Origin of the sequence: Mesotoga sp. Brook.08.YT.4.2.5.2. (genome assembly GCF_003351125.1) — a bacterium.
Lineage (GTDB): Bacteria > Thermotogota > Thermotogae > Petrotogales > Kosmotogaceae > Mesotoga.
Window position 1 is genome coordinate 31,427 of the sequence record NZ_JPGZ01000037.1, and the last position, 17,091, is coordinate 48,517.

Sequence of the window (17,091 nt, forward strand, 5' to 3'; positions counted from 1 at the left end):
GAACTTAGATGCTATCTGACGTCAATATCTCCGATCATTCAACGTATCGATATGCTTGTTATTATATGATGCCAGGCTCGAGCACTCGAAAATAGGTGAATACTATTTTTTCTCGACTGAAATCGTTAGATCACCGTTCTTACCAGGTTCGAGCCATATCGTCCTCAGATTTTCTGAGACAGTATATCCCTTTGGCAAGTCTGTTATTTCGATGGAGTGTTCCCCAAAGACAAGTCCTACCAGTTCGATCATTCCAAAGACCTGGAATTCGATTCCATCGACATTCAGACTAACCACTTCATACAAATAATCTCCTGTCTCGTCAATCAAAGATATGTTCAGTGAGCTCCTTTGAGCGAATCCAATCGCGACCAGAGTATCGCCCGTTTCGTTCACTTCTATTGTTTCAATAGGTGTAGTCCGAGAAAACAGTCTTTCAAAGCCCCTGTCCATAGTCAGACTTGCCCTGCTGACACCGGCAGGAACACCCTCAAGGACCGTTTGGGAACCTATTCTAAAGGGCTTTCCGCCTATGGTTAGAATACCTGAAGCATCCAGAAGGGGCTCGTCGCTCTCTCTCAGACCGTTCGCGTTCAGGTCTCTGAAGAGGACCACTTCGATTTTCCGCTGGAAGGCGACACCAAATTCGACATTCTTCCTCTCTCCCGGCTTCAGCTCTAGCTGTCTGTTCAAAGAACCGGTCGTGATACTGACACCCGAACCGAGCGAGGCCAGATCCAGCGAGATTCTTATAATTCCCGGCGAGACCGGGATGGTAAGTGTTCCGTCTTCTGTAAACACTACGTCCTCTCCTATGTTGATAGAGAAGCTCTTCAGGTATTCCTCTTCCTTATCGTATGTGCCCGAAGAATTCGAGTCGACAAAGATACGTATGTCCACGTACGCCGGTGACTCCATAAACGGCCAATAGAAGTCTCTGGATCCGTACTCTGTTACATGAAGCTCCGGAGAATCCTTAAGCAACGAAACAAGTGAATCGGGGTATTCGACGAGTTCGACTCTGTAAAGACCGACGGGCAACTCGACAGATATGACTCCATTTTCATCGCTCTCGTACTCTTCTCCATCTATTCTCACCTTGACACTTGTGGGCATCTCACCTGTATCGAATTTTGTATCGAGATCCTTGTCGAGAAAGAAGTAGAGGTTCAACTTTCCGGTGTTTCTGCTCTTGAAGAACCAGCTGTCGTCTAATTTGATTTTTACTCCAAAGTAGAAACCGTCCCTTCTCAAATTTCCAAGGAAGCTCTCCTTTAGCGAACCGAAGCCATAACCAGCGTAGACAACTGTATCCGGCCACAGGGTGAGACCGGCCTGGACTATGAATCTGTTATAGAAACCGCCTCTATTGTCGTTTACAAGATATCCGGCACCGGTGATATAGAAGAGATCTGCAAAAGACTTCTCTGCTCTGAGTCCGTTTATTGTGTAAACCATGTTTTTCTTGAGATATATCTCCCCGGTCAGAGCGAAGTTGAAGGTTCTATCATACCAGAAGACAGTGTCAAGAGTCAGTCGGCCTTCGGAAGTCGTTTCTTCTCCGTTTCTGCTTATATAGTAAGCTCCCTCCGCAAGGAGAGCCAGAGGGCTCCTCAACTGGGGAACATATGCGAGGCCGGCCTGGACTTCAAATCTGCTGCTCTGGGTCTTCAGGTCGTTCGTGAAGAGAATGTGATATGCCGGTCTAAGCCTATCAAGATCGAGATACTCTCCCCGGCTCTCTATAAGAAATCGCGACAGGGCGAATCCGGTGTCAAATCTTAGATCTGTATCCAGCCTGAGTTTGAGGGACTCAATCTCACGGTTCTCTATACCTACATGCAGGGCGTAGAAGTCCTCGGTGTTCGAGCCAACGAGAGTGTGTCTGCCCTGTAAGAGGAAATCCAGATTGACGATGCCCGGAGAATAGGAGGCAGTGTAACCGGCTCCAATCGAGACCCTGTCCGAAAGAATCGCCTCGAGATCTATCTTCCCCGTATCCAGCGTATAGCCAAAGCCGATAATTGTGGTGAACCTTAGATCCGGCAGAAACTCTATCTTCTCTTTTGCTGTTATAGAGACCTTGCCAAGTTTCTTCAATATGTATGGAGTCAGCGACAGTTTTACCCTGCCCGCTCCGGAATAGTCAAATACTACATCTCCTCCTGCAAAGAGAGACTCGCCGATACCAAAGTCGGTCCTCAAAGAGAGACCCGCGACCGGACTGACTCCTCTAAGTCCCAGACTGATTTCCCCGCTGAGCCTGGTCTTGTCCAGCGATAACCTCGGTCTTGCGGTGAGCCGGACTTCATTTTCCAGACCGTCCTGCTTATGTATCAGAGACTCCTTGAGCGAGACTTCAGTCATAACCTGACCTGCTTTGAAGTCTCTCAGCAGCTCAAGCGAGAGGGTTCCCGTCTTAGCCTTTTCATCGAAGCTGTATCCCGAGAGCAGCTTCAGCTCAAATACCTTTGGATTGAGTTCAAGACTGAAACCGAAGCCTGAAAAGGGTCTGGAATTGCCCGGCGCCTTGAAGTCTCTGTCCAGGTGAGCTTCCAGATTACCGACGACCGTCTTGCTCACAAACTTCAGCGCCCCTGCGGCCCGAAATCCGAAGTCTCCGGTGTCCGAGGAGACCAGCAGTTCCAACGAAGGCGAAAGGCCTTCGGAAATGCTTCCGTCCACCTTCAAAGACGCAAACCGGTAGCCTTCACTTAGGCCTCTGAATAGTCCGGTCAGGGTATACTTCCAGCCCGAAGAAGAGTAAGTTAGATACGCCATCATGTCGAGATCTCCCGGCGAGGTCGAATCGGTAGAATAAACTGCCTCGATCCACACCGGGTTGAAGTCCAGATCGAAATAAGGAACAGGTTTACTGAAGATCAGCAGTCTATTCGAATTGTAGAGGGTGTAGTCTTCTCCCCTTCTCAAAACCCGTCGAGTGATTATCTCGCCTTCGCTGTCTCTGGTGATTAGGCTTATAGTCTCGCCCCCCGAAGCCGGTACTTCAGACAGGTAATAAGGACCTCGTATACCCTCTCCCCTGAACTCCTCGGTCCTCTTTCCCCTGTAAACTGGATTCACGAAGAGTTTGTAGGAAAAGACATCGCCGCTGTATTCGCTGGAAAGACCCGTTCCACTTGACAGAAAGCCCGTGCTTCCGCGGGTTTCAAACGTATAGTCTCCAAGTTGAACGTTGAAATGCCCGATTTCATAGCGCAGAAAATACGGGCGAGATGAGGGAGCTAGCGTACCCTTTATCGATTCGTCGCCATGGGTGATATACGTATCGAAATCGGCCGACGATTCTTCACCGAAACGGAAGGTAAGCAAACCTTTATCGATATTGAGGCGACCGAAAACACCGCCTTCAAAGGACAGCGAACGATCTTTTAAGCTGTACTGAAGCTGTGTGCTTCCTGTTATAAGCGGTGGACGCGATTCGACTGCATACTCCAGACGAACATCTTTAGACAGATCACCGTACCTTACAGAGAAGTCTACTGCATAAGCCTGAGCCGTGGGCTTCAATTTAAGTTTAGAGACGCCATTTTCGAGCTTCAGTCTCGTTCCGTCCCAGTCGGAGGGTTCCAGGACGATATGCGAATCGAGACCTTCAATAATGAGAGTTCCACCGACCGATGATGGGACGCCCCTTTCATCGACCAGCGAGATTACGACCAGTACCTCTGTCACACCGTCGGCGGTGAGTATAAGTGGCTCGGTCGAGACTCTGAATTCAAAGGGCTCTCCGGAGAGATATACCTCTATCTCCTTGCTGCCTTTTGCAGTTCCATCCTGCCAGTCTAGCCTTATTCTATTCCTTCCGGGATTCAACTTCACATTGAAGTACTTCACAAAAAGCCAGAGGCCGTCTGCGTCGTTGGCCTTCTGACCTATCTGGCTCTCGGGAACGACAATATCGTTTACGTAGAGAGTGTGGCGGCTTTCTATGGGCATTGCCACCTCTACCATGAGTCTGTCAACGCCGACAAATTCCTGTCCGTTCAACGGTGTGACTATATAACCGTAATCGGAGAACATGGAGGGATCTAGACTCTGATTTCCAGAGACTATTAGCGACGCGGCGTCAAAGCCTTTGAGAGTCAGCGGATTTCTATATGTTATCGTCTCAACGATTCTCTCCCTGTGGATCAGCGGTATATCTATGATAGTGTACATTCCCGGCAGCGTCTCGATCATGAAAGATCTGTCGTCTCCAAGCGATCGGCTATCCTGATTCGGCGAAAGCCTGTAAGGCGTCACGTCAATATCTACCTTGACGATGTGGAGCCCCGGTTTCAGCCTGTCGAAATGAAACAGTCCGTCCTTATCCGTAACGACGAAGGAACCGTCCTGAAGGAGCAGTCTGACGGGCAGAGGTTTGCTGTCATCTTTATCGTAGAAGCCGTTTCCATTTTCATCTACATAAATCCTGCCTATGATTCCAGTGCCCGTATTCATAGGCCTGAAGACGCGCACGTCGACGACAGAGGGTTCTGTTACCACTTCCGTGCTGTACTCTTCGGATAAAATCGTACCGATAGCCCTGACCATGTTTTTCAGGAATTCTCCGGTAAACTCGTCGAGTCTCAGACGGTAAACTACCCTGGACTTCTCTCCAGGCTTCAGGTCTCTAAGATTATCGAAGATCAGCATATCTTCAAGTATCAGAGGCTCTACGGGTTCGCCGTCGATGCTTCCGCTTCCCTCGACGTAAGAGGTCCCCGGCGGGATTCTATCCTCCAGCCTGAGTTCAGTTACAGTTGCTATGGTACTGGGGTTTGACACCTCGATAGTGTAGGTAATCTCCGACCCCAGCTCAACGATCGAAGGAGAGGCCAGCTTCACGAGCTCCAGACTACCGTGGAAGATCTTCACGGAGACCCTTTCTGAGTCTTCGAAAGTTCCATCGCCGGAGACGGTTGCCGTGTTCTCAATTACGGTCCCTTCAGCGAGACCGTCAACCGTAGTGCATTTAAAGGTAATCTCCACACTCTCCAGAGGATCAAGAGAGTCGAACTCGACCGTGAGTATTCTCTCTTGACTGTTGAATGAAACCGTAGCCTCTTTTGAAACCTCAATTTCGTACGGAGCCGAAAGGAGCGAGGAAATAGGATCGCTAACCGTGATCTTTCCGGTCGAACTTTCAGACTCGTTCTCCACCGAGATAAGGAAACGCACTTCGGCCTTTGGCATTAAAAGCGAGCTCGAGAGAACGACTTTGGATATGCTTAGACTGTCTGACTTCCTGATATGTGGAATTATATCTATCGTTCTGTTCTCCTCGTTGCCCATTACGGTTTTGGGTATGAACTTAAAGCCTTTCTCGAAATTACTGCCGCTAACGCCTTCGGGAATAGTTGCCTCCAGTATTATATCTACCTCTTGCCCGGGAGCAACGACCCCGACATCCACATAACCGCTTCCGTCTGTGTCCGTCAGAGGAACTCCCGTATCGTCTTTGAAGACGAATCCCCAGCCGTCTAGCTGAAAGTTGGCACTTTCGATAAGCAGATCCATTACACCCGGCGCGTTTCCGTCGTTCTTCAGAGTATGACGGAATATGACAGTATCACCATCGAAAACCGTAATAGTGCTGACCGTAGTGTCCTCAGGAGTCATTTCCGGCGCGTCCGGGTATCCGAAAGGACCTAGAAGAGGGACTCCCAGAGCCGGAATGGTGAAATCGACAGTATTTGTCTTTGAGGACCATGTTGTTCCAAGCCTCGAGTAAGAAACACTGGCGGTGTTGTAGCGCCTGCCTGCCGCAACGTTCTTTGGGAAGAAGACATCGAAAGATATTTCGACAGACTGCCCTGGACTAACCGGACCGAAGGTGAGCTCGAAGCCCTTTATCTCTTCATCGTTCTGTGGCGGCTCGGGCAACCAATCCAGACCATCGAAGTAGCGGGCGGAGAAATCGTAATTTGAAAAGAGAGAAGCGGAATCGAGAACTCCGTCAACCAGGTTGCCCCCGTAGTCTATGAAGTCTTTGAGAACGAGGCTGTCCAATTCGTACTCCGAATTGTTTGTGAGGCTCACCGAGAAGGACTGCGAGCTACCCGGGAGAACGGTCTCCAGGAGTCTGGATTTTGTGGAGACGACAATCTCCTTCTCTTCCACCTTTATCTGGGCTATGTTGTCGTCATCGGTGTTGCCGGCCGGGTCTATTCCGACTATGTTGATAAAACCTTTATCGGTCAAATCACCGGTCTCTTCGAGGATAACTCTTACTATCAGCTTTTTTGAACCATCGATTTCGAGGTCGACACTATTTACCGGTGTTTTTGCCTGTCCCGAGATACCCTCTTCTCCTTCATCGAGATAAATACCGATAACTCTAAGCACCGGGGTCCCCGAGGGGCCGTCTCCAAAGATCTGAGAGGCTGAGAGCGAGATGGTTGTCGGGCTGTTTCCAAAATTTCGTGCCACGTAGTTTAGATCAACTGTGCTTCCTTCGAAACCCTCTCTTTCCTGACCGGGTTTCTCGAATGTCCCGTCGGGCTTTATCGTGAAACCATAGACGGGCAATACCGTAGTGACGACCTTATCCGAGAAGATCGTAATGTGATTGCCATCGATATCTCTGTATCTGGCAAAGGCAAAGTTCTCTATCTTAGAACCGGCAGCCGGTGCCGGGACAATCACAGTTGTCACAAAGATTAATATAAGAAGCATTACGATCTTCCTGCGCACCTAATCACCTCGCTGTCCTCATCTCTGTGATCTCCAAAGAGCTGTCCCCGAGATCACAGAGATGAAGAGCCATGGCCCGAAGGCCATGGCAATTAGATCAATAACCGTCTATCAATACCGGGAAGACAACCGTGCCTGACTGACCGGCCGTCAATGTTCCGATTATCCACTTGACGGTGGTTACAGAGGCAAGAGTGCTTTTGTCGAATGTTGCCCAGTCCTCCCATGTCACTCCGTAATCGGTGCTAACCTGAGACGGTTCGGTGAAGTTGACCGTGTCGGTTACTATTACAGGATCAAGAGAGGTGTAGAACGGAATCGTATCGTAGATGATCAGATTATTGATTGGTTCCGTTCCGGTGTCGGCATAGGTTATAGTGTAGATCAGCTGTTCGCCGGGCTTTGCATCGGTCTTATTGACGGCCTTCTCCAGAGTGACCTTTTCCGATACAACGACCGTGATATCTATAACAGTTGCCGTAACGTTAGTATCCTCCTGAACCTCGGCCTTCAGATAAGCAACATCAGTCACGCCAAGAGGTTCATCACTCGGGACCTCAAGCCTGAATATTCCTGTTATGCTAACGCCGGGCTCGAGTGTCCAAGTTGCATCCAGATTTACTGGGTTTCCGCCCTGAAGGAAAGTGAAGTCCCAGCCTCTCGTCGAGCTTGGATAGAGCTTTACAGTCACCGCTACATTACCCGTGTTTGTCAGAGTGTGCTCGTAGTCGATATTCTGCCCGGGTGCGGCCGATCCATTTCTGGATGGCAAAAGTGTAATGTGCCTGACAGCATTCACAGTGATCGTGTTTATTTGCGAGTCCTCAACTGTGGGTCTCGTCAAAGAAGTCGCAAAGAACTCCACGGGAACTGCTACTCCTGTGTAAAGGGCTCCTTCGGGGACGGTTACTCTCGCTATGATTCTGATCCCACTGTTTGGAGATACCTGACCAGTATTTGTTATAGGTATCATCTCATCTGGATCGAGAACTCCGTTTCCGTTGGTATCGATATAGAACCTCACCGTATAGCCATCAACAAGATCGGCCGAGAGGCTGAAAGTATCGCCAGCATCGGAGTTATTTACGACGTCAAGCGGGAAATATGCATAAGAGCCGGGATCGGCGTCTTTGTTTACCGAAGTCTTATCTACAGTAGTATCGGTGGCCGTTCCAGACATATTTCCGATCTTTACGGACGGGAAGGTTATTGGCTCGACCATGTCTGTTGTTGTATCGAAAGCGGCTGGAGATATCGAGGAGATCGCTTTCACGAGAGCGGTAATCGAGGTGACACCTACATCAATATCTGCGGGTATGAAGATCTTGAGTGTAATGTCGAAGGTCTCTCCCGGTGCAAGCGGACCGGTGTCCTGCATCCCGTTGTCGTCGGTATCTGGTAGTGGAGTAAGGTTCTCGGTGAAAAAGGAGATAGCGACAACATTATCCAGGCCCGCAGGAAGAACTCCAGCGATTGTAATGTTTATTATGTCCGTTGAGAGACCGGCATTCTTTACTGTATTAGTGAACTCTACCAGAGTACCGGCAACACCGGGCTTTATCGTGATATCGTTCGGATCTTCCGCTTCGGGATTGTCTTTGGGACCGATCCAGACCTTAGTCGTCTCGTTGCCCGGTCCCCCAACCATGATAGTGGAAACGTTTGAGCTCCTGCTCACAGTCTCCAGTGCAGTCGTCTTGTAAGTCATCGTCGCCACGTTCTCGATGATACTTGCAAGAGTATTGTCTTTCACCTTCACTCTCAGTCTAATCCGGAAACTCGAGCCTGCATTAAGACTGGCGATATCCAAGGTCACGGTATTGCCTGTTACATCAACAGTCATACCTGCCGGTACTTTGTCAAGGAAGCCAAGATATTCAAGACTTGCCGGCAGAACGTCGATTATGGTTATGTCTGAAGCTGCCTTGTTACCTACGTTAGCTCCGGAAATCGTGTAAACGACTTCGTCGCCGGCCTTGACTTCCTGCGGGGTGGCAGATTTGAAGAGAGTCAGCACGGCATCGTTATAGACCGTTGTGCGCGCCGCATTGTTGTGATCGAAAGCATTTACCGGATCGCTTGCCGAGTCAACATCAAGATAGACTGTGGCGGTGGTTCCGGCCGCAGCCGCGCTCGGCACCCTGTACCTGACTATGACGTACCTGAAGTCACCCGATGGTATCGGGATTGTTTCTTTCCAGAGCTCTTCACCGGGGTCAACGACGCCATTGCCATTTTCGTCGTAGAAGACTTCGATATTTTGCGGAGTAAATGTCGATGCGGTGTCGATATTCACAATCGTTTTGAAAGTATCGACAGTGTTTGCGAGATTGTCGATCCTGAACTGAAACTGCATAGTCTGTCCGGCGGCACCTGGTTGTTCTATTAGATCGGGTGTGACAAGTACCGAATAGACCGGTAGTACCGTGGTTATTACCTGGTTCGATAGGATTGTTCTGGTTACTCCCCTGCCATCGGTATATGTAGCCGCGGCCTGGTTCTTGATTTTGGTGCCGGCGGCAGGTGGTGCGGCAATCGCGGCAACAGCTATCATGACCGCGAGGAGCACCAGTAGAAGTTTCTTACTCATAAACTCACCTCCTGTGTGTTTTAATTGGACACCTTAACTCTGTAAAGCACTTTCAATATATCTGATGGCATAAACTGTCTTTCATAGACCCACATGATGTTTGTATAAGCCGTAGGATTGACCAATCTCCTTACTGCCATCCCCCCCCTCACTTCTTCAAAGAATAACGGTGGTTTTCCGAAAGTCTCCCCTCCATCGAAACTGAAGTAGAGCTCTAGTTCTCGACTCTCCCAGTCCAGATGTTCACGCTTCTCTCCAGTTGCGCTTCCCCTTATATAGAAAGTGCCTTCGGGGATCAATGCGATCATCTGGAGACCTTCGATCGTAGATTCCGATACGTTTTCATATGTGAGAACATAAAGAATCTCATCACCCGGAAAGACCTCGTCGGGTTCTTCGTATGTCTCTGTCGCACTCTGAGAATCCCAGACCTTATAACTTTCGATACTGACCTTTATAGGTTCCTCGTTGGCAAACCCCAGTAAAAAGAGTGCTGAAAGAAAAACGATTGTAAGGAAACACTTCTTCATCTGTATCCCCTCCCGATTATCTTCTAAGTTTCGTTTTGAATATAAGCCAGCCAGAGGAGCCTGGCTGCAACGCACCGAGTATCTTTGTGATATTAACCGTCAGAACTCCCCCCTCGCAGAAGGCCCAATCAAGATTAGCGTCGCCACCGTCTTCGGCGACCAGCAGATGCTCGCTGCCATCGACAGAGAGAATCACGTTACCGTGTGAACTGCCCATAGAATAACTGCTCTGAAGTAACTGCAAATCTCTATCCAGAGGATCGGTAATCACGACCGAAGGAATCGAAAGAGTTCCATTGTTGGCAAATGAGATCCTGTACTCGATTATCTCCCCGGGCTTTCCTTCAGATGACAATCCCCAGTCACCCGAGATCGAGAAATTGCGGGTCTCTTTGCGTATCGAGAGGCCCTCGGCTCCAACGGTAATTGTATCGTAAGTCTCGGCGCTATCGCTTCCCGCAGAATTAGACCAGTCTTGAACTGCCCTGACTTTTATTGCGTCGAACGTGCCGCTGATGGCTTCAGTGGGTATGTTGACTGTTAATCTAAAATAGTACCTTGCCGGAGACCTTGCGATATTGTTATCCCACAGACCCAGCACATTCCCTGCCGAATCGAGCTCATAAACAGCGATACTAAAGCCTTGAGATGAAATGGTCTCCAGAGAAACGCTACCATAAGTTGCAACGAACAGAGAATGATCGATACTGACGGTGCTTCCCGGAAGTCCCGAAACGGTGTTTATACCTTCGATGAGCAGTCTCTTCACATCTGCAAAATTGTTGAAGGCAAAAGAATCAACACTCGAGTTTATCGTTATAGTATTTCTCTCTTCAAGAGGGGCAGACCCGTCGCTATCATGGTCGCCCGTTGATGTATATGCCGGAAGATCCGTCTCTCTTATTACGATTGGATAGACAGGATCTCCGGAGACGAAGAATCTATAAAGACCGTCCTGGTCTGTGTATCTTGTAAATTTGTCCGAACCGTTTGTCAGTGTAACCAACACTCCCGGTATTCCCGCCTCTCCCGGATCTCTTGTAGCATTATTGGCCTGAGAGATGACGCCTGCACCGGTGTCATCGAAGACAAAACCTTTCACAATAAAACCTTTGAAATCACCGAAATCGGCCGTTTTGTTTACTGTATCTACTATCACTTCAACCCAGTTCGGAGTCGTGGATATGTATCCAACAGGATCAGATCCTTCAGTTGATGAATTGAAGAGATTCTGGGCGTCTTCCACAACTCTGAAAGTTCCCTGCGAAACATCGAAGCTATAAAAGCCTTCATTGTCCGTCTGAGTGTAAGACTGGAAAGTCCAGCCGCTTCCATCAAACTTCCAGAGCTTCAGCCTGACTCCCGCAATACCGGGTTCGGCATAGTCGCGGGTCCTGTTGAAATTGAGATCTTCATAGACGTAACCGCTGATCTTCAGACCCGAACCAACTGATTTATTCGGACCGAACTCGGAAGTACTGTAAGCAAAAATACCGAGAACGTTACTGAAGCTTTCGTGACGGGTTATAGCTGTTATGACTTTTGTGTCCTCAGAGACAGGGGAGACATTGCCCTCAAAGTTTCCCTGAGAATCTACTGTAAATGACCCGATATACTTTATTCCTTCACCGTAGTCCTCTCCCGAATAAGAGTCTCCGTCCCCTGCTCTTGCAGAGTATATCTCAACGACAGAACCGGCGAAGACTGCGCTGGGAGTGTTCTGACCTACAAATCCCTGAATAGACAGAGCGCTACCGCTTCGCGTTGCCAGAGCTATTACAGGGTGATCGATACCCGTATTACCATAGCTTTCATTGAGAAGCCCGTCGTTTGGATTCACACCCTCAATCATGTCCGAAGATGGCGCTCTGAGAAGATCAATCGCCAGGCCGCGATTATCACCAAAAGAGTTTAGCGAAAAGTCGCCATAACTTGAATCGCTGCTAACCCTTATACCGGAACCGCCAAAAGAGCCGTTGATGATTGACTTTCTGATAACCGCTCCCACAGAATCGTTGAGAGATATGGCCGAAGCGGTTGAATCGACGATCGTTGTATTCTCCAGAAGCGTCAGTTTGTCTCCCTGTGTATAGACACCGTTTCCGTGAGTCACGCCGGCGTGGCTTCCGCCATTCGCTTCTACGATAGAGTTTCTTAAAGTAACTGAACTCGCCGGAGAGACTATCGAAACGCCATTTCCGTCGGTTCCCGAAGGACCGATGCCGTTGTCCAGTACAATTACCCTGTTTACATCTATGGTATTTCCAGTCAGCAGAAGACCGGAGCCGTTGTAAGCGATATACGAGTCTTTTAGAGTTCCGCTTGCGTTGATAACCAGACCGTATCATCTGTTTAGATTGCTATCTTCAGGTCTAGATCCATCGGCTCTCGCCCCGCTCACAATATTATCAAGATTGAAGTTCTGGCCATTAATGATTACCGGAGCGGTAGCGTCGCCGACAGTGCCGCCACCGTTAAAGAAGGCGATGTTCTTCAACGAGAATCCTCCCGCGGTTGCCGAAGTTCTCAGAACATACTCTAGACCGTTACAGTCTATCTCGATCTCTTTGCCGTTGAGTTGGGGTATGGCAATTTTATCGATTCCGGCAAGACCGCCCCCAAAGTTTGAGACGTTACTGTTTATGATGTTCCCCTGCACAGTGTATACAGTGCCATCAATGGTTGTCTGGGTGTCGGTAATGTCCGGCAAGGCTGCCTGAGTCTGTATCGTCCACCAGCTGTTGCTTCCGAAAGATGAATTTTGAGGAGTCTGCATGACGAATCTCGCCGCATTGGCTCCGGCAATTGCATTTGAGTTCAGCACGAACTGTCGCAGCGTTCCCTGATTGCCGGCAACTCTGAAGCCATTATCTCCAGTGTCGTTAGTGTTGACAATCACGTTGAACGAGAAGCCATGATCGATCCCGCTTACGGATTGAGTGCTTTCCGAAAGGTCAACTGCAGACAAATGCTGAAAGGTGCTCTGACTGACGGACTTACTCCAGGTCGCGAATCTGTCTGAGATTGAGGGATCTAAACCGCCAAAGGCCTGTACATCATTGTAAGCACCGTCTTTGAACTCGCGTTTGAAGGTCTGTTCGGCCCAGGGAGTCGCAGGTGGAAATCCGGAATTGAGTGCTGTCGGAGCGACACTCTTCGAATCCACAACGACGTAGTATCTATATTGAGGCAAAGGTCCGAAAGAGTAGTTGCCATTGGAATCGGTATTAGTCTCCGCGACAAACACGTCACCATTACTGATCGCGTCGTTACCGTCGGCCTCTCTGTAAATTCTCACCCTAACGTTAGTCTTTGGCAGATCGACACCCGAAACAAAAGGCCCACCATTGTCTCCTCGGTCTTCAAAGGCTTTTCCGGAGACTGTCAGCGAGATACTGCTACAAGTATTTTCCAAGAGCGCTACTTCTCTGAGTTCGCCGCTATTGTACTGCACATACGAGTCCATTGTATTGCCTTGATCGTCTCTCACTACTGCCTTAATTATGTAGTCTCCCTGAGGAACCTGAGAATTATTCCACTGCAACCTCCAGGGGTTAAACTGGTCCACGGCCGTTGCGTCTCCGATCAAGACCCACTCGAAACCGTCGTCGGCAACTCCGTTACCGTTATAGTCAAAATAATAGTAGAACTTAACGCTTGTTACCGTCGAACGTATTACTCCTGAGACGGCGGTATGCGAATCGAGCACAAAAGCCTCGATCGTGGAAGGACCGCAGCCGGAAACGCTGATCCTGGATGTCAGAGGAATCTGCGAAATATGCCCACATGAATTCACAAGGTCTCCAAAGGGGATAGGTTTATTAAGAGCCATCGTATAGGTCCCCTGGAATGCAAGGTCTTTCTGTAAAGGATTGTTAGTGTTCGAACTTGTAGTGAACGCAAGCTGGAAGATATCGTCTGCAGTGAGTTTCGGTCCGCCTCTGGAAGTAGCGTCTAGAGCTGCCAGGGGTACCTGGATATCCAGAAGATAAACAGTGCCGAGCGAGGGATCTACGTACTTGATCACTCTGGTCCTTCCAAAATCCCATACCAAAGGCGAGGGATCGCGGTCCCAGTCTGCCGGTCTACCGGGTTCGCCGTCGGCGTTTGTCGGACTAATCAAGTGCTTTGCGCTGTCCTGTTTCCAGATCAGATCATTATCGTAGAGATACTGGTCTTTGATTGTGCTGAAATATACCTTTATATCGTCGGGCGCAATTCCTTGGTCGGTTCCGTCGAGTTCAATCGCGAAGTCTCTATAACCGTCGCCGTCTATATCTATAAGTATGTTCCATGTAGAAGATTTATAGGGAGTCCCAGAACCTTGTAGTTGTAGAGGGTTTTTGGCAAGCACCATTCTGAACATGAGATTGTCGCAGTCGGCGAAGAACTGTATCGCAGGCAGATTATGAGAACTGACGAAATCTGCTTCCTGCCTGGGACTGGTCCCGCCATTAGAATTGTCAGTATTGCCTGAAGCGTCGTAAATCGGGTCTCTCGAGTAAGTGTAAGGGATCCACTCGTTGGTTGCCGAAGTGCTTTCATTCACTCGAACATAGTCAAATTCGACCTGTGTCGGTCCCCAGGATCTGAGACCAACTCTTCCGTTCATGAAAGGGTTATCGCTGTCAGTGTATCTCAAAACCTCAATTCCATCGACAAACATAGTGAATGTATTACCCATGGCCACTATGGTTACTTCATGCCATTCCAGCCAGTCGAAATCTGCGGCAGGCGTTCCCGAGGCTAGAACGCCGGACTCTCTACCATCTGTGACCTTTCTCAATGCGAATTTATTCCCAAGTCCCGGATCGACCTGAAAAGCGTAGGCGTTTATGTTCCTGGCAGTACCTGTAGCCCTGACATATATCGCATAACCGGAGCCGCCGGACTGAATCCCGTCGGTGATCCTGCCAAAGCTCCTCACAACGTAATCGCCCCAGCCTTCGTTCCCATCAAGTATCGCTCTGCGCTCGCCAGAAGCGGTAAGCGATAGAATACCGCCGGCTACATTCCAGGAATTCGTAGGGTAGTAATCTATAAGGTCGTTGAGACTGTTGAACTCATAAGAAGCTAGCGGCTGGCTTGGATTATCCGGCCAGGGAGCGGGAAATCCCACCGGGTCTACGTAGCTTGTTATAGCTAGAGACAGGCTAAAAACTCCCGTCAGGAACAGGGCCATTGTAAAAAGCAGCCTCTTTTCCATCATTCACCCACAGTCGAGTAGAGAACATACTCAGTCTTGTCTCAGAAGTATTATTGGCTAGAATGAGTAAATACTTTTAAATCATTCTAATTTATAATTCAACCAACGCACAAACATGTTACATACCTATTCTATCTCAACTCAGGCTGATAAGATACTAGAAATGGAGTCTGAATTTACTTAGCCGTTGGCCGGCCTCTGTTCTCCGAAGAAACAGCTTTTACGGAGAACGGAGAACCGATGACGGTCAACATGGTCTTCATCAGAGTCCCCGGACGTTTCTCCGGGCATCACTTTCTGCGCAGCAGCATCAATTCTTGACGAAGTCGGCCTTGCGTCCGCCGATGTTCTCCGGCGTCTTGCGTCTAATCTTTCGTTCTTCTTCGTGCCTAGAGTTCGCAACTTGGAACTGGCAACTTGCAACTGTTCTTGGCCGCGCCGCGTGACTGGCTCATCAATCACCTTCTAAGTCCGCGAGCCTCTCCCTTTCGTCTATCTTCCTTCCTTGCTCATCGACCGCGCAGGACTGGCCGTCGATAATGGCTGTTCGAACTGCCCCTTTGGCTACTGACATCTTGCTCAAACCCGGGGCATCGAGGATGCCCAGTTTGATTGCCGTGTAAATTGTCTCGGGCGATGTGAGCTCGCCTGTTTTGATCTTCTCCATTGCCTCTATGATCGTTGCAGATTCACTCTTGAGGTATTCCTTGTGGTTCTGAATCTCCTTATCCTGCTTGAAGTCGGGAATCCCTTTGATCGCCTCGTTTATCGCCTGTTTGGCCATCTTCGCGCTTTCTATGATCTCTACATCTGAGGCCCTTCTTGTCGCTTCACAGTAAGCGACAACATGAACAATCTCCGGGTCAATGTTCATAGCAGTATAAACGGATGTTACCAGCTGACCCATAGCCAGATTTGGGTCGGCTGGAAGAGACATAAGTCCGGGCCTTACCATCGTAACTGGCGTGAAGTTCTCATCCTTCAAAGACTCGATCAACTCTTTTTTTGCGAGCGCCTTTGCCAGATCCATTCTTGGAGAGATCCCCGGTGGCGTGTTAAACATGTACTGCGCAACGTACACTTCTACGCCGAGGCGCTTAGCGCAGAGGGCGGCAAGATAGGCGGTAGTCACTTCGACTGCAGCATGGCAGTATCTTAGCGCCCACTGATGGGCCTCGTTTATCTCGACCGGGATGCCCTTTCCTCCGTTCCAGGCGATCGCTCCCTGATTGTCTCTTATCGCTTCGAGCAGTTCGCGATCCGATCTCCCATCTAGCTGCGAGTACCAGGTTAGAGGAATCGCCGCCCAGGCGTTGTTCAGCGTCTCTTTGAAGAGAAGAGAGAACTTCAGAAGATCTCTTGTTCCTGAGTAGCAGCGCATCAAGGGATAGTTCCCTGTTCGGCTTGCCTCATACATTCTTTCAAAATCCTCTCTAGTTCTGAAGGGAGCGCCGCCGGCTCCGTCTTCGGAAGAGATCATATCCTCCTGCTGAAAGAACCATTGCTGGCAGTTCTGATCCGGGGCAAGTGAGATGATATCCAGCAATCCGGATTCGGCGAGATTCCGGACGGCCTTCTCAGTTGCTTCAACGGTTTCCAGGCCTATATGATGCCTTATCAAAGGATAGGGCTTCTTAGATGTTATTCTTTCGAGAAGCGACTGCGGGTAATCAACCTCGCCTTTTGCATCTGTCGTGCCCCTGAGGAACATAACGACTTCTTCCGGCATCTCGCTGCCATCGAAGACCTTCTCGAAGAGACCGCTTCTCTCTGCTATTTCAGCAGTCTCAACCGTTCCACCGAAGATCAGTCTTTTCTCGATCCCCCTGTTCTCCAGAGACAGTTTCAGTTCGCGCAGTAGCTGCTCGCAAGACTCCTTGCCCAATCTGTAGCTCACCGCAACTATGTCAGGCGAAGCCTCTTCCACACTGTCCAACAGCTTGTCTATGCCGATTACACTTCCAATGTATGTCGTCTCGTAGCCTTCCCTTTCGGCCAGATGGAGGAAATTCAGAATGCCAGCAGTGTGTATGTCGCTCCCGATAGCTCCCGCCAGTATCTTCATA

General features: G+C 49.4%; 6 protein-coding genes. All 6 read right to left on the reverse strand.

Features of this window, described 5'->3' with window-relative positions:
- Positions 1–102 precede the first annotated feature (102 nt).
- On the reverse strand, positions 103–6,699 hold the full coding sequence (locus Q502_RS10120; protein ID WP_099829825.1) for a DUF11 domain-containing protein: 6,597 nt from the start codon (positions 6,697–6,699) through the stop codon (positions 103–105).
- A 97-nt stretch (positions 6,700–6,796) separates the two neighbouring features.
- The gene (locus tag Q502_RS10125; protein ID WP_099829826.1) at positions 6,797–9,289 is read right to left on the reverse strand and encodes a DUF11 domain-containing protein; all 2,493 of its coding nucleotides are present in this window, start codon (positions 9,287–9,289) and stop codon (positions 6,797–6,799) included.
- A gap of 20 nt (positions 9,290–9,309) precedes the next feature.
- Positions 9,310–9,819, reverse strand: coding sequence for a hypothetical protein (locus Q502_RS10130; RefSeq protein WP_099829827.1), 510 nt, complete (start codon positions 9,817–9,819; stop codon positions 9,310–9,312).
- A gap of 16 nt (positions 9,820–9,835) precedes the next feature.
- Positions 9,836–11,932: an SdrD B-like domain-containing protein gene (locus Q502_RS10135; RefSeq protein ID WP_099829828.1), complete on the reverse strand. Its 2,097-nt coding sequence runs from the start codon at positions 11,930–11,932 to the stop codon at positions 9,836–9,838.
- Positions 11,933–12,163: 231 nt separating this feature from the next.
- Complete coding sequence (locus Q502_RS10140; RefSeq protein ID WP_165775362.1) at positions 12,164–15,025, reverse strand: family 16 glycoside hydrolase; 2,862 nt, start codon at positions 15,023–15,025, stop codon at positions 12,164–12,166.
- A 454-nt stretch (positions 15,026–15,479) separates the two neighbouring features.
- Positions 15,480–17,090 carry a methionine synthase gene (locus Q502_RS10145; protein WP_099829830.1) on the reverse strand — a complete coding sequence of 537 codons (1,611 nt, stop codon included), beginning with the start codon at positions 17,088–17,090 and terminating at the stop codon, positions 15,480–15,482.
- Position 17,091 lies beyond the last annotated feature (1 nt).